The sequence below is a fragment of the Isoptericola sp. NPDC057653 genome (genome assembly GCF_042799955.1).
In the GTDB taxonomy this organism is placed as follows: domain Bacteria; phylum Actinomycetota; class Actinomycetes; order Actinomycetales; family Cellulomonadaceae; genus Isoptericola.
Genome location: NZ_JBHVHP010000001.1, coordinates 210,412 through 230,445, shown reverse-complemented (window position 1 = coordinate 230,445; position 20,034 = coordinate 210,412). Strand labels below are relative to the sequence as shown.

At 76.3% G+C, this 20,034-nt stretch carries 19 protein-coding genes; 9 read left to right on the top strand and 10 right to left on the bottom strand.

Annotated features, from left to right (window positions below):
• The first annotated feature begins 11 nt into the window (after window positions 1-11).
• A complete protein-coding gene (locus ACFU9A_RS00975; RefSeq protein ID WP_430573389.1) occupies window positions 12-803 on the top strand; it encodes an SDR family oxidoreductase in 792 nt (263 codons plus the stop codon).
• Window positions 804-816: 13 nt separating this feature from the next.
• Here ACFU9A_RS00975 and ACFU9A_RS00970 read toward each other — a convergent pair whose 3' ends face one another.
• On the bottom strand, window positions 817-1,416 hold the full coding sequence (locus tag ACFU9A_RS00970) for a GNAT family N-acetyltransferase (RefSeq protein WP_430573388.1): 600 nt from the start codon (window positions 1,414-1,416) through the stop codon (window positions 817-819).
• Between the two features lie 67 nt (window positions 1,417-1,483).
• Here ACFU9A_RS00970 and ACFU9A_RS00965 point away from each other — a divergent pair, with 67 nt between their 5' ends.
• Together ACFU9A_RS00965 and ACFU9A_RS00960 are read left to right on the top strand one after the other, a co-directional pair.
• Window positions 1,484-1,891: a YybH family protein gene (locus tag ACFU9A_RS00965; protein ID WP_430573387.1), complete on the top strand. Its 408-nt coding sequence runs from the start codon at window positions 1,484-1,486 to the stop codon at window positions 1,889-1,891.
• A 90-nt stretch (window positions 1,892-1,981) separates the two neighbouring features.
• Window positions 1,982-2,914, top strand: coding sequence for a nucleoside hydrolase (locus ACFU9A_RS00960; RefSeq protein ID WP_430573386.1), 933 nt, complete (start codon window positions 1,982-1,984; stop codon window positions 2,912-2,914).
• On the opposite strand, the gene ACFU9A_RS00955 is transcribed toward ACFU9A_RS00960, so the two are convergent.
• Window positions 2,902-3,954 (bottom strand): LacI family DNA-binding transcriptional regulator, encoded by a 1,053-nt coding sequence (locus ACFU9A_RS00955; protein WP_430573385.1) that lies wholly within the window; start codon window positions 3,952-3,954, stop codon window positions 2,902-2,904. The genes ACFU9A_RS00960 and ACFU9A_RS00955 overlap by 13 nt on opposite strands.
• A 127-nt stretch (window positions 3,955-4,081) precedes the next feature.
• Between ACFU9A_RS00955 and ACFU9A_RS00950 the strand changes: the two genes are divergently transcribed.
• Window positions 4,082-5,527, top strand: a complete 1,446-nt coding sequence (locus tag ACFU9A_RS00950; RefSeq protein WP_430573384.1) for an MFS transporter — start codon at window positions 4,082-4,084, stop codon at window positions 5,525-5,527.
• A complete protein-coding gene (locus tag ACFU9A_RS00945; RefSeq protein WP_430573383.1) occupies window positions 5,524-6,450 on the top strand; it encodes a ribokinase in 927 nt (308 codons plus the stop codon). Before ACFU9A_RS00950 ends, ACFU9A_RS00945 begins: the two co-directional genes overlap by 4 nt.
• Before the next feature lie 105 nt (window positions 6,451-6,555).
• On the opposite strand, the gene ACFU9A_RS00940 is transcribed toward ACFU9A_RS00945, so the two are convergent.
• The 3 genes from ACFU9A_RS00940 to ACFU9A_RS00930 form a co-directional block, all read right to left on the bottom strand.
• The gene (locus ACFU9A_RS00940) at window positions 6,556-8,082 is read right to left on the bottom strand and encodes a hypothetical protein (protein ID WP_430573382.1); all 1,527 of its coding nucleotides are present in this window, start codon (window positions 8,080-8,082) and stop codon (window positions 6,556-6,558) included.
• Window positions 8,079-8,675: a SigE family RNA polymerase sigma factor gene (locus ACFU9A_RS00935; RefSeq protein WP_430573381.1), complete on the bottom strand. Its 597-nt coding sequence runs from the start codon at window positions 8,673-8,675 to the stop codon at window positions 8,079-8,081. Before ACFU9A_RS00935 ends, ACFU9A_RS00940 begins: the two co-directional genes overlap by 4 nt.
• A gap of 84 nt (window positions 8,676-8,759) precedes the next feature.
• Complete coding sequence (locus ACFU9A_RS00930; RefSeq protein WP_430573380.1) at window positions 8,760-9,311, bottom strand: GNAT family N-acetyltransferase; 552 nt, start codon at window positions 9,309-9,311, stop codon at window positions 8,760-8,762.
• 95 nt (window positions 9,312-9,406) lie between these two features.
• Here ACFU9A_RS00930 and ACFU9A_RS00925 point away from each other — a divergent pair, with 95 nt between their 5' ends.
• Window positions 9,407-10,552 (top strand): GNAT family N-acetyltransferase, encoded by a 1,146-nt coding sequence (locus ACFU9A_RS00925; RefSeq protein ID WP_430573379.1) that lies wholly within the window; start codon window positions 9,407-9,409, stop codon window positions 10,550-10,552.
• Between the two features lie 7 nt (window positions 10,553-10,559).
• On the opposite strand, the gene ACFU9A_RS00920 is transcribed toward ACFU9A_RS00925, so the two are convergent.
• From ACFU9A_RS00920 to ACFU9A_RS00910, 3 genes are all read right to left on the bottom strand, one after another.
• The gene (locus ACFU9A_RS00920) at window positions 10,560-11,225 is read right to left on the bottom strand and encodes an MBL fold metallo-hydrolase (protein WP_430573378.1); all 666 of its coding nucleotides are present in this window, start codon (window positions 11,223-11,225) and stop codon (window positions 10,560-10,562) included.
• Between the two features lie 19 nt (window positions 11,226-11,244).
• Window positions 11,245-12,141 carry an alpha/beta fold hydrolase gene (locus ACFU9A_RS00915; protein WP_430573377.1) on the bottom strand — a complete coding sequence of 299 codons (897 nt, stop codon included), beginning with the start codon at window positions 12,139-12,141 and terminating at the stop codon, window positions 11,245-11,247.
• 78 nt (window positions 12,142-12,219) lie between these two features.
• Window positions 12,220-13,092, bottom strand: coding sequence for an endonuclease/exonuclease/phosphatase family protein (locus tag ACFU9A_RS00910; RefSeq protein WP_430573376.1), 873 nt, complete (start codon window positions 13,090-13,092; stop codon window positions 12,220-12,222).
• A 49-nt stretch (window positions 13,093-13,141) separates the two neighbouring features.
• Between ACFU9A_RS00910 and ACFU9A_RS00905 the strand changes: the two genes are divergently transcribed.
• From ACFU9A_RS00905 to ACFU9A_RS00895, 3 genes are all read left to right on the top strand, one after another.
• Window positions 13,142-13,726 carry a hemerythrin domain-containing protein gene (locus ACFU9A_RS00905; RefSeq protein ID WP_430573375.1) on the top strand — a complete coding sequence of 195 codons (585 nt, stop codon included), beginning with the start codon at window positions 13,142-13,144 and terminating at the stop codon, window positions 13,724-13,726.
• 108 nt (window positions 13,727-13,834) lie between these two features.
• The gene (locus ACFU9A_RS00900) at window positions 13,835-14,230 is read left to right on the top strand and encodes a DUF3817 domain-containing protein (RefSeq protein WP_430573374.1); all 396 of its coding nucleotides are present in this window, start codon (window positions 13,835-13,837) and stop codon (window positions 14,228-14,230) included.
• A 130-nt stretch (window positions 14,231-14,360) separates the two neighbouring features.
• Window positions 14,361-16,637, top strand: coding sequence for a bifunctional metallophosphatase/5'-nucleotidase (locus ACFU9A_RS00895; RefSeq protein WP_430573373.1), 2,277 nt, complete (start codon window positions 14,361-14,363; stop codon window positions 16,635-16,637).
• A 94-nt stretch (window positions 16,638-16,731) separates the two neighbouring features.
• On the opposite strand, the gene ACFU9A_RS00890 is transcribed toward ACFU9A_RS00895, so the two are convergent.
• Together ACFU9A_RS00890 and ACFU9A_RS00885 are read right to left on the bottom strand one after the other, a co-directional pair.
• Window positions 16,732-18,909, bottom strand: coding sequence for a hypothetical protein (locus ACFU9A_RS00890; RefSeq protein WP_430573372.1), 2,178 nt, complete (start codon window positions 18,907-18,909; stop codon window positions 16,732-16,734).
• 173 nt (window positions 18,910-19,082) lie between these two features.
• Window positions 19,083-20,033 (bottom strand): hypothetical protein, encoded by a 951-nt coding sequence (locus ACFU9A_RS00885; RefSeq protein ID WP_430573371.1) that lies wholly within the window; start codon window positions 20,031-20,033, stop codon window positions 19,083-19,085.
• Window position 20,034 lies beyond the last annotated feature (1 nt).

Sequence of the window (20,034 nt, the reverse complement as noted above, 5' to 3'; positions counted from 1 at the left end):
AGGAGGACGGCATGGCACGCATCCTGGTCACCGGCGGCACGGGGCACCTCGGCAGGCTGGTGGTGCCGCGGCTGGTCCGCACGGGCGCGGAGGTGCGGGTGGTCAGCCGCAGCCCGCACGCGGAGGGCGACGGCGTGCGGTACGTCGTCGCGGACTGGTCCACGGGCGAGGGGCTGGCGCAGGCCGTGGGCGACGCGGACGTCGTCGTGCACCTCGCCGGTGACCAGCTGCACAACGAGCCGATGGCGGCGGCCCTGGTGCGGGCCGTCCGCGACGCGGGCACCGAGCCGCACCTGGTGAACGTCTCGGTGGTGGGCGCGGAGAAGGTGCCGGTGCGGTCGCGCTTCGACCGGCGCGCGCTCGGCTACATGGCGAGCAAGCTGGCCCAGGAGCGCGTGCTGGAGAGGTCCGGGATCGCGTGGAGCAACCTGCGCGCCACGCAGTTCCACGAGCTGGTGCTCATCGCCGCCCAGGCGCTCGCCAAGCTGCCGGTGGTGCCGACGCCCAGCGGTTGGAGGGCGCAGCCGATCGCGGCCGACGAGGTCGCGACGCGGCTGGTCGAGCTCGCCCTCGGCGACCCGCAGGGCCGGGTGCCCGACCTCGCCGGCCCGGAGGTGCTCACGTTCCGCGGCATGGTGCGGGACTACCTGGACGCCGTCGGCTCACGACGCCCCACGATGCCGGTCCGCGTCCCCGGCGCCGCGTCGCGCGCGTACGCGGCGGGCGGCAACCTGGCCCCCGACCGCGCCGTCGGCAAGCAGACGTGGGCCGAGTTCCTCGCGGAGCACGCCGCGCGCCGCTGAGCGCGCCCGCGCCTCAGAGGTCGACGCGCATCACCGCGCGGCGCGACGTCGGGCGGCTCACCTCGCGGAACCCGGCGGCCTCGAACACGGACGCCACCCCCACGAAGAGCTCGCCCCACGAGTCGCTGTACCCGGGCCCCACGACCATCGGGTAGCCCTCGACGGCGCGCGCCCCGCGGGAGCGGGCGTGCTCGACGGCGGCGGCGGTGAGCGCGGCGCTGACCCCGCGGCGGCGGAAGCCGGCGCGGGTGACGAAGCAGACGACGGCCCACACCCCGTCGTCGTCCTTGTCCTCGTCGCGACCCGACCACGGCACGCGCGCGGTGCGCAGGCGGACGTACGCGGTGCGGGGCTCGACGGCGCACCAGCCCACGGGCTCGCCGTCGAGCCAGGCGACCAGCCCGCTGGTGCTGGGGGAGCCGGGCTCGCCGCAGTGCGCGTCGCGGCGCAGCGCGGCGGCGCGCTCCTCGCGGGCGGACTCGCGCCAGGCGGACGACGGCGTCTGGAACCACCGGCACTGGCAGCGCGCGCCCTCGCCGCGCTCGCCGAGCACGGCCTGCAGGTCCTCCCAGGAGGCCTCGTTCGCCGGCCGGACCACGATGTCGGACGTCATCGCCCCATCGTGCCCCGAGCCCCCGACGGCGGTACCGAGCGCGGCCGCGCGGGCGTTCACTGGTGCCATGGGCGACCGCGAGGACTTCCTCGACTGGTTCGGCACCACGTGGCGGGCGGCCGAGGACGCGCTGCACGACGGGGACGACCGGCCCCGCGACCGCACCTGGTCCCGGCGCGCGCCCGTGACCCTCTTCGGCGCGTGGATGGAAGCCGTCGGGCCCGCCGAGGCGCGTGCCGTGTTCGCCCGCCTGGCGGAGTCGTTCTCCGGCGTCGGGTCCGCGGAGGTCGACCTGGTCGCCGCCGACGTGAGCGGCGACCTGGCCTACACCGTCCACCGGGAGATCACGTCCACCCGCGTCGACGGCCGCCCGCGGGACTACGTGCTGCGCGTGACCCAGGTCTACCGGCGCGAGGACGACGGGTGGAAGGTCGTGCACCGGCACGCGGACGGCGGGCCCGGCGGGGACGGCTGAACCGGCGCACGGGACGGGTTGACGGGTGCGCGACACGAGTGCAATCGTTTACGCATCGCACCGCGTTCTCGGCACCCGCAAAGGAGCACCATGCCCACCCCGATCATCCTCGACTGCGACCCCGGCCACGACGACGTCTTCGCCCTCTGGCTCGCCGCCGGCAACCCCGAGATCGACCTGCGCGGCGTCACGACCGTGAGCGGCAACGGCTACCTGGAGCACACCACGCACAACGCGCGGGTCGCGCTCACGGTCGCCGGGGTCCACGACGTGCCCGTCGCCGCCGGTGCCTCAGGGCCGCTGAAGCGCACGCTCACGCCGGCCTCGTGGATCCACGGCGACAACGCCCTCGGCGGGCCGGAGCTGCCGGAGCCGACGGTCCCGCTCGACCCGCGCAGCGCCGTCGAGCTCATGGCCGACCTCCTCGAGGCGTCCCCCGAGCCGGTCACCCTGGTCCCGACCGGGCCCCTGACGAACGTGGCGACCTTCCTGGAGCAGAAGCCCCACCTGCGCGAGAAGGTCCGGGAGATCATCTGGATGGGCGGGTCGACCGGGCGCGGCAACGTCGGCGCCTACCCGGAGTTCAACGCCTGGGTCGACCCGGAGGCCGCGGACCTCGTCGTCCGGTCCGGGCTGCCGGTCACGATGGTCGGCCTCAACATCTCCCACCAGGCGCTGATCACCGAGCCGGTGGTCGAGCGGATCGCCGCGGTCGGCAACCGGACGGGCGCGTTCGGCGTCGAGCTGCTGCGGTTCTTCTGCAGCACCTACGACGCCGTCGAGTCCATGCCCGAGGGCCCGCTGCACGACCCGATCACCGTGGCGATCGCCATCGACCGGGCGGTCGCGACCGTGCAGCGCTGCCACGTGGACGTGGAGACGCAGGGGGAGTTCACCGCGGGGGCGACCTGCGTGGACCTGCACGACATGCTCGGCCGGGAGCCGAACGTCGACGTCGCCCTCACCCTCGACGTCGACCGCTTCTGGCAGCTCGTGACCGACGCGGTCGCTCAGCTGGACTGAGCGCGGGCCGCGGCGGGCGCGGGGGGTGTCGCCGGGGCCGGCGACGTGGACATCGACACCCGCAGGGCCGGGGCGAGCCGGCTGTAGATGGCCGGCGCGTCCCGGTCCTGCGTGCGGCGGAGCAGCGCGCGGACGGCCTCGGCGGCGATCTGGTCGAACGGCTGCACCACGGTGGTCAGGGCCGGGTCGCACACGTCGGCGAGCATCGTGCCGTCGAACCCCGTGACCATGACGTCCTGGGGCACGGCCACGCCGTGGCGCTTGAGGCCGGTGATCAGCCCGGCGGCGATGAGGTCGTCGCCCGCGACGATCGCGTCGGGGAGCGGGCTCCGGCTCGCCACCGTGCCGGCGGCCGCCAGGCCGAACTCGAGCGTGAAGTTGTCCAGGACCGGCGGGTGCACGGGCAGGCCGCGCCGCGCGATCTCCCGCTCGAAGGCGGCCCGCCGCTCGCGGCCCGCCGACGTGGTGTCGTCCGAGGCGACCAGGGCGATGTGCACGGCGCCGCGGGAGACGAGGTGCTCGACGAGGAGGGCGATCCCGCGGTCGTTGTCGACGCCCACGAAGTCGGTGGGCGCCTGCTCGACGCGCCGGTCGAGCTGGACGACGGGGACGTCGTCGGCCGCCTCGACGAGGGCGTCGAGCGAGCTGGTGGCGTTGGACGGCACGACGACGATCCCCTCGACGCGGCGCCGGACGAGCATCCGCAGGCGGTCGCGCTCCCGGTCGACCTCGCCGTGGGAGTCCGCGACGATCAGCTCCAGGGAGTGCGCGCCGAGCTGCTCCTCGAGGCTGTGCACCAGCTGCCCGTAGAACGGGTTGCTGATCACGGGCACGATCACGCCCACCGCGCCGTCGGTCCCCTCGCGCAGGGCGCGCCCGAAGACGTTGACCCGGTAGCCGAGCCGCTCGGCGACCTGCCGGACGTGCGCGGTGGTCGCCTTGGAGACCCGGTTCTTCCCGGTCAGGGCGCGGGAGGCGGTGGCGATGGAGACGCCGGCGGCGTCGGCCACGTCCCGCAGGGTGACGGCGTCTCGCGCCACGCTCTTCTCCTCGGGTCGACGGAGCGGTCGGAGCCCCTTGCCGGGTACCGCACCCGAGTGTAACGTCTGCGCAATGGATTACGCAGAATGCGGGTCCAGCACGGCAGAACACGACGAAGTGGACACCATGGACACCCGCACCACCCCCACCACGCCGCCCGTCGAGGGCACCGCAGGCGGAGACCGCCGGACCGTCGTCACGCTGATGGTCGCGCTGCTCTCGGCGTGCCTCGCGTTCCAGCTCAACGCGAGCATGCTGAGCCCCGCGCTCGTGACGATGGAGCGCGAGCTCGACGCCACCGGCGCCCAGATCGCGGCGACCCAGACGGCCTTCTTCACCGCCGCGGCCCTCTTCACGCTCTTCCTCCCTCGCCTCGGCGACCTCGTCGGCCGCCGACGCGTCCTCGTCGGGATGCTCCTGGCGATGGCGGTCGGCTGCGTGATCGCCGCGCTCGCGACCAACGTCACGGTCCTCTTCGTCGGACGCCTCATCCAGGGTGCGTCCGGCCCCGTGGTCCCGCTGTGCCTGGTCATGCTGCGGGTGGTGGTCGCCGAGCCGCGGACCTACGGCACGCTCATGGGCGTGGTCACGGCCGTGAACGGCGGCATCGCGGGCGTCGACGCCCTGCTGGGCGGCTACCTCGCCACGAACCACGGGTTCGCGTCGATCTTCTGGACGATGGGAGGCGTCGCGGTCGCGTCCGCCCTCCTCGTGCGGCTGCTCGCGCCCGAGTCCACCTCCGCCGACCGCCCGCGGATGGACTGGGCCGGGTCGCTGCTGCTCGTGGTGTCCGTCGGCGCGATGCTGGTCGCCGTCAACGAGCTCGGGAAGCTGGGCGCCGCGGACCTCGTGCTCGTCGTCGTGCTCGTCGTCGTGTCCGTGGTCGCCTTCGCGACGTTCTGGCGCACGGAGTCGAGGAGCCGGCACCCGCTGGTCTCGATCCCCCAGCTCAAGGAGCGGGCCACCTGGGCGACGGTCAGCACGTCCCTGCTCACCCTCGCCGGGATCTTCGCCGTCATGAACGGCATCGTGCCGGCGCTCGCGCAGGACGAGACCGTGGGACTCGGCATGTCCGCCGAGGAGGTCTCCTGGTGGATCCTCATGCCGTACGCCGTCGCCGGGCTGCTGATGGGCCCGGTCAGCGGCCGGCTCGCGGCGACCGTGGGCTACCGCACCATGCTCCGCGTCGGTCTCGGCGGGACCGTCGTCGGCCTCGTCCTGTTCGTCCTCAACGTCGGCACCGACTCCCGGCTGGTCTTCCTCCTGCTCTCCGTCGCCGTCGGCGTCACCTACGCCGGGATCGCCAACATCATGCTCAACGGCCTCGGCGTCGCGCTCTCCCCGGCCGCGCGCCCGGGGTCCCTGCCCGGCCTCAACACCGGGGGCATCAACCTCGGGGCGGGCGTGAGCTTCGTGGTCGTCTACGCCGTGCAGACGGCGTTCGCGTCGACCGACGGCGGCGCGGCCGCCGGGTACGTCGCCGGCCTGGTCACGGGCGCGGTCGTGCTCGTCGGGGCCCTGCTGATGTCCTTCCGCATCCCGCGGCCCGCGAGCGCGGAGGTCCGCCGATGACGGGTCGCCCGGCCGGGGGCCGGATCCTCGTCGTCGGGTCGATGAACGCCGACCTCGGCGTGCGCACCGGGCGCCTGCCGCTCCCGGGGGAGACGGTCGTCGGGTCCGCGCTGGAGGTCGGGCCCGGGGGGAAGTCGTCGAACCAGGCGGCGGCCGCCGCACGGCTGGGCGCCACGGTGACGCTGGTCGGGGCCGTGGGGGACGACCCCTACGCGCGGCTCCTGCTCGACGCCGCGACGGCGGCAGGCGTCGACGTGGCGGGCGTCGTCGCGGTGCCCGGCACCACGACGGGCACCGCACTGGTCGTCGTCGATGACACGGGCGAGAACACGATCGTCGTGTCGCCGGGGGCGAACGACCGGCTGCGCCCGGAGGACCTGCCCGGGCACCTGTTCACCGACGCGTCGGTGGTCTGCCTCGCGCTCGAGACCCCGACCGCCACGGTGGTCCGCGCGGCGGGGGCCGGGGCGGCGGCGGGTGCCACCGTCGTGCTCAACCTCTCCCCGTACCGGCCGGTGCCGGCGGAGCTGCTGCGCGCGACCACCGTGCTGGTGGTCAACGAGCACGAGCTGGCGTGCCTGCCCGGGGCGCCGTCCGACACCTCGGACGGCGAGGCCGTCCGGCGGTTCCTCGCGACCCTGGGGATCCCCGGCGCCGTCGTCACGCTGGGCGCCCGGGGCGCCCTCGTGGCCACCGCCGACGGTGTCGTGCACCTCGACGCGCCGCGCGTCGAGGCCGTCGACACGACGGGGAGCGGGGACGCGTTCACCGGCGCGCTCGCGACCGGGCTGGCGGAGGGCCTGTCCCTGGCGGACGCCGCGCGCCTCGGGAACGCCGCGGGCGCCCGCGCCGCGACCCGGCCCGGTGCGCAGTCGTCGTACCCGACCCGGCGCGAGGTCGAGGAGCTGCTCCTGCCGGCGTGACCGGGTCCGGCCCCGTCGCCCCGCCCGGCCGCCACGCCCGGCCGCCCCGCCCGCGCGACGGCGGGCCGGCGCGCGACGCGCACCGGCCCACCGACGGGTGAGGGCTCAGCTCCCGGACAGCCCGAGCGACCGCACGATGCTGCCGAACCGCTCCTGCGAGGCCGCGCCGCGCGGCCCGCTGTACTCCAGCGAGACCGTGTCGTCGCCGCGTCGGAGCTGCACCGTCCCCAGGAAGCACGGCTCCCCGTCCTCCGTGGTGTCGTCGCCCACCCGGATCACGACGGCGTCCGCGCCGGGGACGTCGTACCGGTACCCGGCCGGCGGGACGGTGCCGGGGGCGTGGCCGGTCCCGGCCGTGACCGTCACCGTCTCCCCGGCGCGGCCCGCCGACCAGTCGATCCCGTCGGCAGGCGACGTCTCCTCCCAGCTGCCCGGCAGGGCCAGCCGCAGGCCCGTCGCGCCGGCGGACAGCGCGCGCCAGCCGTCGGGGACGGCCGACGTCGTGAGCTCCGGGAGGTCCTGCGCGCCCGGGACCTGCGCCGCCGCGGCGGTGAAGCCGAGCGTGCCCAGCAGCTGCCGCGTCAGCGCGCGCCCGTCCGCGGAACCGGGCGTCTCGATCGTGACGACGTACCCGCGCCCGCCCTCGCGCCGCAGGTGCGTGGTGGTCACGTCGGTGCCGTCCTCGGACCCGGTCTCCACCTGGACCACGTCCGCGCCGTCGAGCGGGAACGTGGACGCCGGGTCGAGCGGCGACGACGCGATCGAGCCCGGCCATCCCGCGGAGCCGTCGGACAGCGCCACCGTCACGGCGGCCGACCCGTCGGCGCTCGCGGACCGCGACCGCTCGCCGGCGGGGAACTCGTCGGCGACGGACTCGTCGGCGGCCCAGCCCCGCGGCACCGCGTACTCCAGCCCGGCGAAGGACGTCCTCTCCCAGCCCTGGGGGACCCCCGGGGCGAACCCGTCGAGCGGCTCCAGCACCGCCTCCGCCCCGGGGGACGGCAGGGGGGCGGAGTCCTCGTCCGTCGACACGGACGCCACGAGGTCGGCGAACGTCGCCTCGCCCTCGGTGCCGTCCACCCAGACGAGGGTCACCTGCACCACGTCGCCCGACCCGAGGGTCACCTGCAGCCTGCCGACGAAGTCCTGGGCGGACGTCGGGTCGTCGGCGTGCTCCTCGACGACGTACCGGGCCGACTCCGCCCCGGGGACCCGGACGTCCACGGGCGTGAGCCCGGAGCCCGGCGGGACGAGCGGCAGGTCCGGCCCCGCCGGCTGCACCTGCACGAAGTCCCCGCCCTCGTTCGCGGGGCCCTCCTCCCAGACGCCGGCGCCGCGCGGCTCGAGGCCCGGCGGCACCGCGAGGGCCACCCCGCCGACGGCGACGGGGGTCCACCCGTCGGGCACGTCCTGGCCCGCCGGGCTGAGGCCCTGGTCCGGCGACGCCACCTGCCACACCCCCGCGACCGCTCCCACCGCGGCGAGCGCGCCGACGCCGCTCAGGGCCGCGCGGCGGGCCCGCACGCGCCGGACGGCGCGGCGGCCCATCGTCGCGCCGTCGAGGGCGGCGACCGGACCGACCTGGTCTGCCGCGTGCTGGAGCTCGGCCACGAAATCGTCCTGGAGGGTCATCGGACCGTCCCCTTCCTCGTCGGTGTCGCGTCGTGGTCGCCGTCGGCCCCGAGCAGCTCCCGCAGCCGGGCCAGGCCGCGGGACCCGCTCGACTTCACCGAGCCGACCGAGATCCCCAGCTCGTCGGCGGTCTGCGCCTCGGAGCGGTCGAGCAGGTGGCGCAGGACGACGACGCGTCGCTGCCCCTCCGGGAGCTGTCGCAGGGCCCGGACCAGCCGGTCCCGGTCCAGCACCGTGCGGGTGCCGTCGGGCACGGGCGGGGGGCGCAGGTCCGCCGGGTCGGAGAGCACGTCACGGCGCGTGCGCCGCCACCCGTCGATGCGCGCCGTGGCGAGCACGCGGCGTGCGTACGCGAAGGGGTCGCCGTCCTCGACCCGCGCCCAGGCGCGGTAGGTCCGTTCCAGCGCGAGCTGGACCAGGTCGCCCGCGCGGTGCTCGTCGCCGCACAGGAGGTAGGCGATCCGGGAGAGGGCCGGCGTGCTCGCCGCGGCGAACGCCGTGAAGCGCTCCGCCGCGGACGCGCCCGCCGTCACGATCCCGAACCGCTCGTCGCTCGTGCCGTGGAGGCGCGGCATCGCGCCCTCGCTCGTCATGGGTGCTGCCCGTGTCGTGGTGTCACGTCCCATAGACGCCGCCGGGGGGCGCGGGGTTGTCGACGAGGCCGGACCCCGGGCGGGTCAGGCGGCCCGGTCGCCCTTCAGCACGCCGTAGACGAGGGTGTCGGTCCACTCGCCCTTGGACCACCAGTCCTGGCGCAGGTGCCCCTCGCGCCGCATGCCGACGCGCTCGCAGAGCCGGGCGGACGCCTCGTTGCGGGCGTCGAGCTGCGCGACCACGCGGTGCATGCGGTAGAAGCCGAACGCGAGGTCGAGGACGGCGCGCACCGCCTCGGTCGCGTACCCCTGGCCGGTGTGGTCGGGGTGGAAGACCCAGCCGATCTCGCCGCGGGAGACCGTGTCGCCCGTCGTCCACAGGGCGACGTCGCCGACGACCGCGCCGTCGTGCTCCACGACCAGGGCGAGGGCGGAGCCGGGCTCGTCGATCGCGGTGCGGGCGAGACGCTTGGCGAGCTGCGCCTCGGCGACCTCCGGCGTCCACGGCTCCTCGAGCAGGTAGCGGGCCACGGCGGGGTCGGCGTAGTAGGCGAGCAGCGGGCCGAGGTCCTCGGCGCGGTGCGCGCGCAGGACCAGGCGGCCCGTGGTCACCGGCAGGGGGGTCTCGGTCGTCACGGTCAGGCACCCTACGCGCCGCGGCGCCCGGCACGCGACGGCAGACGGTCGAAAAGGCATGGCGCCGGGCCCGCGGGGCGGAGCACCGTGGAGGGATGAGCACCCCTGCCGCCCCGCCGACGTGGCGCCTCCTCGAGCCGCCGTCCGCCGCGAGACTCGACGCGCCCGAGGCCTGGGCATACCACGGCGTCGCCGCGCTGGAGCGCGCCGTCGCGCTCGCCGACCTCGGCCACGACGACCTCCCGCCCCGTGCCCTCGACATGCTGGTGGGCGACCTGCACCCCGGGCACGTGCGCCGGCACCGGCTGGTCGCCGTCGAGGACGGCGCGGACGGCGCCCCGCGGGTCGTCGGGCACGGCGTGCTCATGCTGCCCGTGACGGACAACCGGCACCTCGCCGTGCCGCGGATCGCCGTCCTGCCCTCGCACCGCGGCCGGGGCATCGGCTCCGCCATCGCGGACCGGCTGCGTCGCGTCGCGCTCACCGAGGGCCGCACGACGGTCTTCGCGGAGGTCGAGTTCGCGGCCGAGCCGGCGCAGGGCGCCCCGGACGCGCTCGCGCCGAAGGAGGGCGACGGCCACGTGTCCGCCGACCTCCCGGGGATGCGATTCGCCCGGCGCGCCGGGCTCGCGCTGGAGCTCGTCGCCCGCCGCTCCGTCCTGGACGTGCCGCTGCCCGGCGATGTCGTCGACCGGTTCGTCGCCGCCGCCGCGGCCCACGCCGGCGACGCCTACCGCGTGCACACCTGGCAGGACCCGGCGCCGGAGCGGTGGGTCGAGCAGCTCGCCGGCCTGGAGCGGAGCCTGTCGGAGGACGAGCCCCACGGGGGCCTCGAGCTCGAGGCCGAGCAGTGGGACGGACGGCGGATCCGCGACGAGGAGACGAAGCGCGCCGAGCGCGGCAAGAGCGGCCTCGTCGCCGTCGCGGAGCACGTCGCCACCGGCACCCTCGCCGGGATGACGCTGCTGGTCTTCGCGCACGACCGCCCCGAGCTCACCGAGCAGGACAGCACCGTGGTGCTGCCCGAGCACCGCGGGCACCGGCTCGGCATGCTGCTCAAGGCGGTGAACCTGCGCGAGCACACGCGGGTCCGACCCGGCACGCGGCGGATCTCCACCTGGAACAACGAGACCAACGCGCCGATGCTCGCCATCAACGTGGCCCTCGGCTTCCGCCCCGCCGGCGGGGCGGCGGAGCTGCAGGCCCCGCTGGCCGACGTCGTGCCGCTCAGCCCGGCCTGACCGGAGATCAGGGGACGGTGACCTCGAGGGCGTCGCCGGGCGCGAGGCGGCGGTAGCCGACGTCGCCGGCGAGGCCGCCGACCACCCGGTCGACGAGCGCCTTGCCGGCGTCGTTGAGGATCGCGTCGTGGATGGGGACGGCGGTCCGGGGCCCCACCTGGCGCGCGTAGTCCACGGACTCCGCGACCTTGAGCCACGGCGCGGCCACCGGCAGGGCCAGCACCTCGACGCGCGTCCCCGCGGGCGGCGGGGTGAACGAGTCGCCCGGGTGCAGCACCACGCCGTCCACGAGGTACGCGACGTTGGCGGGCGGCGTGATGTCCGGGTGGACGGTCGCGTGCCGCTCGCCGAGGGCCCGGACGGCGAACCCGGCCGCGTCGAAGGCGTCCCCGCCGGCGACGGCGTGCAGCCGGGCGGCCGGCGCACCCGCCTCGGCGAGCAGGTCGACGACGACCTGCGGGCCCCACACCTCCGGGCCGGGGCTCGCGGTGAGGACGGAGACGAGGCGGGGCACGTCCACGTGGTCGACGTGCTCGTGGGTGACGAGCACCGCGTCGGCTCCGTCGAGGACGCGCGGGTCGGTGAACGTGCCGGGGTCGACGACGAGCGCGCGCCCGTCGCGCTCCAGGCGGAGGGCGGCGTGGCCCCAGGCGGTGAGGGTGAGGGAGGACATGGCGCCCATCCTGCTCCCGCTACCGGCTCGTGTGCTCGACCAGCGCCGGCAGCAGCACGTCCCACGACGACGGCGGCGGCGACTGGTGGCCCACGCCGTCGAGCAGCAGCAGCCGCGCGCCGGGGATCGCGGCCGCGAGAACGGCCCCGTGGCCGGGGAACAGGGGATCCTCGGTGCCGTGCACGACGAGCGTCGGGACGCGGACGTCGGCGAGGGTGCCGGCGAACGGGGCGCCGGGCTCGGCGGCGAAGTGGTTGGTCCCGGCGGTGGGGTCGGTCGCGCGCCCGACGGCGCGGGCGGCGACGGCGCGGGCGCGGGCCGGGTCGAAGGTGCCGCGCCCGGTCAGCGCGCGCTCCTCCGCGACGGCGGCGTCCACCAGCGCGGCCCTGTCCGCCGGGTCGGGGGAGGGGCCGTCCCACAGCCCGTCGAGCTCGGGCGCGGCGGGCGGCAGGTCCGCGTCGTCGGGCCCGCGGACGGCGCGGGAGGTGGAGACGAGGGTGGCCGACGCGACCCGGTCGGGGTGCTCGAGCGCCAGCTCCTGCACGATCACGCCGCCCATCGACAGGCCCACCAGGTGCGCCCTGTCCACGCCCAGGTCGTCGAGCACCCGCAGCGCGTCCTCGGCGAGGTCCCGGCTCGTGTAGCCCGGCGCGCCGGGCGGGCAGGTGGTGGACCGGCCCGTGTCGCGGTGGTCGTACCGCACGACGTGGCGCCCTCGGGCCGCGAGCGCCGCGCACAGGTCCGCCGGCCACCAGTCCATCGACGACGCGACGCCGCCGACCAGCAGCACGGTCGGGTCGGCGGGGTCCCCGGCGGCCTGGTAGCAGAGCCGCAGGTCGCCGTCGGCGGCGAACCGTTCGGGGCCGAGCGCGTCGCCGTCGGCGGGTCCGATGTCAGGTGCCGTTCCTCGGGTCATGCACGGGTGGACGTCCCGGGCCCGGCGGACTCATCGGCCCGCTCGTCGCCCGGTCGTCGCCCGGTCGTCGGCCCGACGTCAGGCGAGCCGCAGCAGGGCCTGCACGGGCGTGTGGTCGCTGGGCCAGCGGCCGTCGCGCGTCCACGTGTTGATCGCCGCGGCGTGCACCTCGCTGTCCGGGGTCGTGAGGATCCAGTCGATGCGCTCGCCGCCGGGCTGCGGCGCGCCGTAGTCGGGGAACGTGCCGACCTCGGGCCCGTGGCGGTCGGCCGCGTCCAGCCACGTGTCGAGCAGGCCGCCCTCGGTGACGAGGACGTCGTACGGGGCGGACCGGCCCGCGGGGGCGTTGGTGTCCGCGGTGAACACGGCCGGCAGGCCGGCCGCCTCGATCTCGGCGCGCACCACCCGCGCGCCGCGCTCCCGCGCGTCGCCGGACTCGTGGTCGAGGTGGGAGTTCACGTGCAGCAGCTCGCGGCCCGTGCGCTCGTCGCGGAACCGCGCCCAGGTGACCACCCGCGGGCACTGGTGGTCCCAGGTGGAGCCCGCGAGCCGCGGCGTGTCCGACAGCCAGTACTGGTCCCACCACAGCAGCGTGAGGCGGCGCGCGTCGTACACGATCGCGGAGTGCTCGCCGGCGGCGCCGCCCTCACGGCCGTGCCCCACCGACCGGTAGTCGTCGCCGAGCGCGCCGGTGACCGTCACGAGCTGGGCGAAGTGCGCCTCCTGGACGCCGAGGAGCGTCGGGCGCTCGCGCGCCAGCAGCGCGGTGACCAGCGGCGCGCGGTCGGGCCAGTGGTCCGGCGTGCCGGGCACCGTGTCGTCGATGGCGCAGCGGACGTTGAGGCTCATGACGTGCAGCAGGTCGGCCTCGGGCGCCCCGATCAGCGGGACGTCGGACGGGGCCGGGGAGCGGTCGGCGGGGCGGTCTGCGGTGGGGAGGGCGTCGGGCACGGCCGTCACCGTACCCCCGGGCGCCGCCGCTGTTAGGTTCGGCCGCACCGTGACCCTTCCCCACCCCGAGCACCCCACCCCGTCCACCGTTCCCACCACGCCGACCGCGCCCGCCGCGCCCGCGCCGTCCGACACCACGCGGCTCGTCGCCTGGGGGCAGGAGCTGCGCTCCGTCCACGCCCGCCTGCGCGACGCCCTGGAGGTGGCCCGCGAGGCCGTCGACGCCGCCGACGTCGCCGTCGACGACGGCGGAGCCGCCCCGTCGCCCGACCCGCGCCGCCTGCTCGGCCTGTACTGCCACGGCTTCTGCCAGGCGCTGGAGGGCCACCACCGCGGCGAGGACACCAGCGTGTTCGCCGCCCTCCTCGACCTGCGCCCCGACCTCGCGGGCGTCGTCGCCGAGCTGAGGCGCGACCACACGATGCTCGACCACCTCCTGGGCGAGCTGGCCCGCGCGGTCGACGCCGACGCCGACGCCGCCACCCTGGAGCGCCACCTCGACGGCATCGACGCGGTGATGGAGTCGCACTTCCGGTACGAGGAGAAGCGGCTGGTCGAGGCGCTCGACGAGCCCGCGCTCGCGGCCGCGCTCGCGGGGACCGACCGACGCGACGCCCTGGGTCCGCTGGGCTGAGCCCGCACGGGTCCGGCGCGGGTCAGGACGGGCTGTCACCTCCCCGCGCCGGGTCGGCGCCGACGTCGGGCAGACTGGCGCCACCGCCCGTCCCACGAGAGGTCAGCCATGCCCGCGATGCCCGCGATGCCCGCGACGCCCGCCCGTCAGCCCCTGTCCCGCACCGGCCGCGTGTACGCGGTGATCGCCGTGATCGAGGCGTTCACCTGGGCGGGCCTGCTCGTCGGGATGTTCCTCAAGTACGTCACCGAGACGACGGACGCGGGCGTCTGGCTGTTCGGCCGGCTGCACGGCGCGGCGTTCGTCGCGTACGTGGTGGTCGCGCTCGTCGCCGCGGTGAAGCTGCGCTGGGGCTGGTTCCGCGCGCTGGTGGCGCTCGCGGCCGCGGTGCCGCCCCTGACGACGCTGCTCGCCGAGTGGTGGCTGCGCCGCACGGGCCACCTGAGCGAGCCGGTCGTCGAGCAGGTCGCGACCCCGGCCCCCGCGGAGGCCACGGTTTCCTGATCGTTACCCCGCGAGCCGCGCCGGCGTCACCCGCCGCCGCTACGGTGCCCCTGATACCTCCGCACACCCAGGAGCACCTATGTCTGTGTCTCGTCCTCTCGCTCGCCGGCGGACCGCCGGCGTCGCGTGCGTGACCCTCGCCTTCGCGGGGATCGCCACAGCCGGCGCCGTGTCCGCCAGCGCCGACCCGATCGTCGACGTCCAGATCCTCGCCACCAACGACTTCCACGGCCGCATCCAGGCGAACGGCACCGAGGCCGGCGCCGCCGTGCTCTCCGGCGCGGTGAAGCAGCTGCGCGCCGAGAACCCGAACACCGTCTTCGCGGCGGCGGGCGACCTCATCGGCGCCTCGACGTTCGAGTCCTTCATCCAGCACGACAAGCCCACGATCGACGCCCTCAACGCCGCGGGCCTCGACGTGTCGGCCGTCGGCAACCACGAGCTCGACCAGGGCTACGACGACCTGCTCCAGCGCGTGATGGCGCCCTACGACGCCGAGACCAACCCGTACGGCGGCGCCCAGTGGCAGTACGTGGCCGCCAACCTCAAGGTCAAGGCGACCGGCGACGACGCCGTCCCGGCCACTTGGATCAAGGACTTCGGCGACGTGCAGGTCGGCTTCGTCGGCGCCGTCACCGAGGAGCTGCCGGCGCTCGTCAGCCCGGCCGGCATCGCGGACGTCGACGTCCGCGGCATCGTCGACTCGGTGAACGAGGAGACCGACGACCTCAAGGCCGAGGGCGCCGACGTCGTCGTCATGCTGGTGCACGAGGGCGCGGAGTCCACGGACTGCGCCGCGATGCCCACCGCGGACAACGCGTTCGCCGACATCGTCAACGACGTCAGCCCCGAGGTCGACGCGATCGTCTCCGGGCACACGCACCTCGCGTACGACTGCAAGTTCCCCGTGGCCGAGTGGGCCGGCCGGGCCGTGACGGAGCGTCCCGTCGTCTCCGCGGGCCAGTACGGCTACAACCTCAACAAGCTCGTGTACTCGGTGGACGCCGCGACCGGCGACGTCGCCGGCGTCACGACGGCCGTCCTGCCGCTGGCGGGCAACTACCCGGCCGACCCGGCCGTCACGTCGATCGTGTCGGACGCCGTCGCCGAGGCCGACGTGCTCGGCGCGGAGCCGCTGGGCCAGATCGGCGGGGCCTTCAACCGGGCCAAGCTGTCCTCGGGCGCGGAGAACCGCGGCGGCGAGTCCACGCTCGGCAACCTCGTCGCCGAGGTGCAGCGGTGGGCCACGGAGGCCCAGGAGTCCGGCGCGGCGCAGATCGCGTTCATGAACCCGGGCGGCCTGCGCGCCGACATGGTCGGCACCGGCACCGGCGCCTTCCCCCGCACCCTCACGTACAAGCAGGCGGCGGCCGTGCAGCCGTTCGCCAACACGCTCGTCAACATGAGCCTCACGGGCGAGCAGATCAAGACGGTCCTCGAGCAGCAGTGGCAGCGCGACGCGGACGGCAACGTGCCGTCGCGCCCGTTCCTGCGCCTCGGCGTCTCCGACGGGTTCACCTACACCTTCGACGCGAACCGCGCCGAGGGCGACCGCATCACCGGCATGTGGCTCGACGGCGCGGCGCTCGACCCGGCCGCGTCGTACTCCGTCACGGTGAACTCGTTCCTCGCCTCGGGCGGCGACAACTTCCGCGCCTTCGCCGACGGCTCCGGCGCCCGCGACACCGGCAAGGCCGACCTGGCGGCGTTCGTCGACTACATGGCGTCGCACACGGCCGAGGGCGCCCTCGCCGTCGACCCGAGCCAGCGCGCCGTCGGCGTCTCGTTCCCGGCCGACGCCCCCGAGGCGTACGCGCCGGGTGACGCCGTCGCCTTCGACGTCTCCTCCTGGTCGATGTCGGCCCCGGGCGACGTCACCGACCCGGAGCTCACCGTGTCGCTCGGCGACACGGTGCTCGGCACCGCCGCCGTGACGACCGCCGCGGGCACCACGCCCGAGGACACGATCGGCACCGCGTCGGTCTCCGTCCGGCTCCCCGCCGGGACCCCGGCCGGCGCGACCGCCCTCACCCTGAAGGGCGCCGCGACGGGCACCGAGGTGACGGTGCCGATCGAGGTGACGAAGCCCGCCAAGGCCACCCCGACGCTCACGGTGGACGCCCCCAAGACGGTGGTCGCCTGGCTCCAGCCGGCACGGATCGACGTCAAGGTGACCACGCCGGACGGCACGCCGACCGGCAAGGTCACCGCCACCGTCAAGGGCAAGAAGGTGGACGCCGACACGCTGAGCAAGAAGGGCGCCGCCCGGCTGTGGGCGGGCCCGTTCCAGCCCGGCACCGTCGAGGTGGAGCTCCACTACTCGGGCGACGACGCCACCGAGGCGGCCACGACCACCACGACGATCCGCGTGAAGAGCCTGTGGGAGGTCATCTTCGGCGGTCTCTGACCTGAGGCCGAACCTGCCTGACGCCCGGACGGCCCGGCCCGACGCTCCCCTGAGCGACGGACCGGGCCGTCCGGTCTTTCCCCCGCGTCCGCCGTCAGGCGCGACGACGGATGTGCAGCGCCGCGGCGGCCACCGCCGCGAGCAGCCCGAGGGCGAGGAGGATCCCGCCGCCCAGCGCCGCGCCGCCGGCAGGGCTGGCCTCCACCTCGGTCTTCATCGTGCCGGTCCCGTCGGCGAGCTCGTTGGTCCCCGCCGCGAGCGCGGCCGCCCCGTCCGCGAGGTCCCGGCTGCCGTCCGACAGCTGGGTGGCCCCGGTGGCCAGGCGGCCCGCCCCGTCCGCGAGCACGGTCGAGCCGTCGGCCAGCTCGACGGCGCCCTTGTCCAGGTCCTGGGCGCCGGTGTCGATCTTGCGGATGCCGATCGCGGCGTCGCTCGCGCCCTCGGACAGCTTGTCGAGGCCCGCCTCGAGCTCGAGCGCGCCGGCCTGCGCGTCGCCCAGCCGGGTCGTCAGGGTCGCCGCGCCGTCGGACACCCGCGCCGACCCGTCCACCAGCTCGGGAAGCTTGCCGGCGAGCTCCGCCGCGCCGTCGGCGGCCTTGGCGCTGCCGTCGGCGAGGGCGGCGTTGCCGCCCGCGACCCGACGCGTGCCGTCGGCCACCTTGCTCGCGCCGTCGGCGAGGAGCCAGGCGTTGTCGGAGAGCGTGCTGTTGCCCAGAGCCACGGCACCCGCTCCGGTGTCGACCTTGCTCGCGCCGGTCGCGAGTTCCGCGGCACCGACGTTGACCCGTGCCGCTCCGGCAGCCACCCGGGTCGCGCCGTCGCGAGTCGAGGCCGCGCCGGCCTGGAGCTTCGAACCTCCGTCGAGGAGGGCGACGACTCCGTCCCGGACCCGGACGGTGCCCGCGCTGACCTGCTCCGCGCCCGCGTCGAGGCGGGTCGCGGCTCCGGCGAGCTTCTCGGCGCCGGACGCGACCGCTGCCGTCCCGTCCGCCACCGACTGCGCCCCGGACTGCAGGGCCGTCGCCCCGGCCACGAGGCCCTCCTTGCCGTCGAACCCGCCGGCGAGCCGCGTGGCGCCGTCGCGCGCTGCACCTGCCCCGACGGCGACCTGGGTGGCGCCCGCGGAGACGCCCTCGGCCTTGGCGGTGAGGCCTTGCAGAGTCGCGGCGAGCTTGGGGTCCTCCGTCGAGGCGGCGAGGTCGGCGAGCGCGGACGCGAGGCCGGCGGTGCCCGCCGCGACCTGGCCGGCACCGCCGTCGACGGACTCCAGCCCGTCGGCGAGCGAGCGGCCCGCGCCTGCGGCCTGCGTGATGCCCTGGGCCAGCCCCGCGGCGCCCGCCGCCACGCCGGAGGCTCCGTCGGCGGCCGCACGGCTCCCGCTCTTCAGCGTTCCGGTCCCGTCGACGAGTGCAGACGTACCTTCCGCCACCGTGGCAGCACCCGACGCCACGCTCTTCGTCCCGTCGGCGAGCTCGCCACCGGAACCGACCAGCCGGTCGATCCCGTCGGCCAGCTGCCGGTTCCCTTCAGCGACGGCCTCGGTGCCTCCTGCGACCTGGTCGGTCCCGTCCGAGAGCGAGCTCGCTCCGGCGGCGACCTGCCCGGTGCCGTCAGCCAGGTCGCCGGCGCCGTCGGCGAGCGTGGTCGCGCCGTCTGCGAGGGCCTCGTTGCCGTTCGCCACCGCACCGGCGCCGCCTGCTGCCGTCGCGGACCCGCCGGCGAGGACGGCCGCGCCGTCCTTGAGCTTCGCGCCGCCGGCCGCGAGACGGTCGGCCCCATCCTGCGCTCGGACGGCGCCCCCGGCGACCTGGGCCGCGCCGTCGCTCAGCGCAGTGCCGCCGTCGTGCAGCTTCACGGTGCCGTCGTGGAGCTTCTGGATCCCGGCGAGCGCCTCGACGGTGCCGGGCTGGAGCCGGTCCACGAGGCCGTCGCGCAGGTCGGCGGTGCCGTCGGCGAGGCGGGCGGTGCCCGCGGTGAGGTCGCCGGTGCCGGCGACGAGGCGGGCGGCACCTGCGGACAGGGTGCCGGCGCCGTCGGACAGCTCGAGGGAGCCGTCGGCGACCTGCGCGCTGCCGTCCGACAGTCGCGTCGCGCCGTCGTCGACCTGGGCGGCGCCGGCGTCGAGGCGCGTGGTGCCGTCGGCCACCTTGCCGTCGAGCAGGACGAGCACCACGAGCGCGACGAGCGCCGCGATCGCGAGCGCTGCGACGGCGGCGGCTGCCGAGAGGGCGGGCGCGTGCGCGCGGCGCGGCACGGGGGGATTCGGGTTCATCGGGGCCTCACTCCGGTCCGCGTCGTCGTCGACGCCGGGCGGTCACGGCACGGTGCGCGCCGTGGCCCGTCGCCGTCGACGGGTCTGGAGGGAGACTACTGATGCGGCCTCAATAAGAGGGAGCGGGCGCGCAGATTTCACCCGCTCGCGGCGGCGCGTGATGTGCTCGGGGCTCAGTCCCAGCCGCAGGCGTCGTGCACGAGGTCGTAGGTCGCGGCGCGCTGCTCGTCGGACATGGGCACGTAGATCTCGGGCTGCCGGGCGCCGTTCACCTCGGCGTGCACGGGCAGGAAGGTGCCGCGCTTGTCCTCGGCGACCACGTGCGGGTCGCAGCGGGCGGGCACGAGGTCGAGCACCACGCGGCCGTCGGCGCCGGGGGTCAGGTCGTCGCCCGACCAGGCGTGCCCGGCGGCGGGGGAGAGCAGGGTGGTGCCCGCGACCTGCAGCAGCCGCACGTCGGGGCCGCCCGGGACGGGCTCGACCGCGAGGGTGACGCGCCCGCCGTCGACGACGCCGTCGGGGGTGCGTACCCGCGCGGCGCGGACGTCGGTGACGCGGACCGCGAGCCCGGAGGCGACGAGCCGCTCGGCGCACGTCTCCGCGTGCACGGCGGCGAGGCGGGCGAGCGGGTCGGTGACGTCGACCCGGACGGCGGTGCCGGTGTCGCCCGAGCCGCCGTCGGCGCCCGGGGCGGCGCTCGCCTCGCCCGGCACGAGCCGCACGGTCGCCGTCGCGACGGGCGTCGTCTGGGCGTCCGCGCCGCTCAGCGTCTCCGGGGCGGCGGCGTCGCAGTCGACGTCGCCCAGCCGGATGCGCACGTCGCGGCCCGCGCCGGGCGCGAGCGTGCGGGGGCGGTGGTGGCCGTCGGGGCTGCTCGGCCCGTAGCCGGGGGCGTCGAGGGTGCCGCCGACCAGCGTCACCGTGCTGCCCGACCCGTTCGTCACGTGCACCACGGCGCGGCGGTCGGCGTACTGGGTGCGCTCCTGGCGCAGCTCGGCGCTCAGGTGCCCGGCGACGTCGTCGGGCAGGCGGTCGGCGTCGTCGGGGGCGGTGCACGCCGCGCCGGTCGCGAGCGCCACGGCGGCAGCGGCCAGCAGGCCGGCGGCGCGGCGGCCCGCCCGCACG

What these genes read in the sequence shown, in the direction of transcription:
- ACFU9A_RS00890 (WP_430573372.1), bottom strand. Translation starts at nt 18,909, where the DNA reads ATGAACCCGAATCCCCCCGTGCCGCGCCGCGCGCACGCGCCCGCCCTC.
- ACFU9A_RS00950 (WP_430573384.1), top strand. Translation starts at nt 4,082, where the DNA reads ATGGACACCCGCACCACCCCCACCACGCCGCCCGTCGAGGGCACCGCA.
- ACFU9A_RS00960 (WP_430573386.1), top strand. Translation starts at nt 1,982, where the DNA reads ATGCCCACCCCGATCATCCTCGACTGCGACCCCGGCCACGACGACGTC.
- ACFU9A_RS00920 (WP_430573378.1), bottom strand. Translation starts at nt 11,225, where the DNA reads ATGTCCTCCCTCACCCTCACCGCCTGGGGCCACGCCGCCCTCCGCCTG.
- ACFU9A_RS00970 (WP_430573388.1), bottom strand. Translation starts at nt 1,416, where the DNA reads ATGACGTCCGACATCGTGGTCCGGCCGGCGAACGAGGCCTCCTGGGAG.
- ACFU9A_RS00965 (WP_430573387.1), top strand. Translation starts at nt 1,484, where the DNA reads ATGGGCGACCGCGAGGACTTCCTCGACTGGTTCGGCACCACGTGGCGG.
- ACFU9A_RS00935 (WP_430573381.1), bottom strand. Translation starts at nt 8,675, where the DNA reads ATGACGAGCGAGGGCGCGATGCCGCGCCTCCACGGCACGAGCGACGAG.
- ACFU9A_RS00915 (WP_430573377.1), bottom strand. Translation starts at nt 12,141, where the DNA reads ATGACCCGAGGAACGGCACCTGACATCGGACCCGCCGACGGCGACGCG.
- ACFU9A_RS00925 (WP_430573379.1), top strand. Translation starts at nt 9,407, where the DNA reads ATGAGCACCCCTGCCGCCCCGCCGACGTGGCGCCTCCTCGAGCCGCCG.
- ACFU9A_RS00975 (WP_430573389.1), top strand. Translation starts at nt 12, where the DNA reads ATGGCACGCATCCTGGTCACCGGCGGCACGGGGCACCTCGGCAGGCTG.
- ACFU9A_RS00945 (WP_430573383.1), top strand. Translation starts at nt 5,524, where the DNA reads ATGACGGGTCGCCCGGCCGGGGGCCGGATCCTCGTCGTCGGGTCGATG.
- ACFU9A_RS00940 (WP_430573382.1), bottom strand. Translation starts at nt 8,082, where the DNA reads ATGACCCTCCAGGACGATTTCGTGGCCGAGCTCCAGCACGCGGCAGAC.
- ACFU9A_RS00900 (WP_430573374.1), top strand. Translation starts at nt 13,835, where the DNA reads ATGCCCGCGATGCCCGCGATGCCCGCGACGCCCGCCCGTCAGCCCCTG.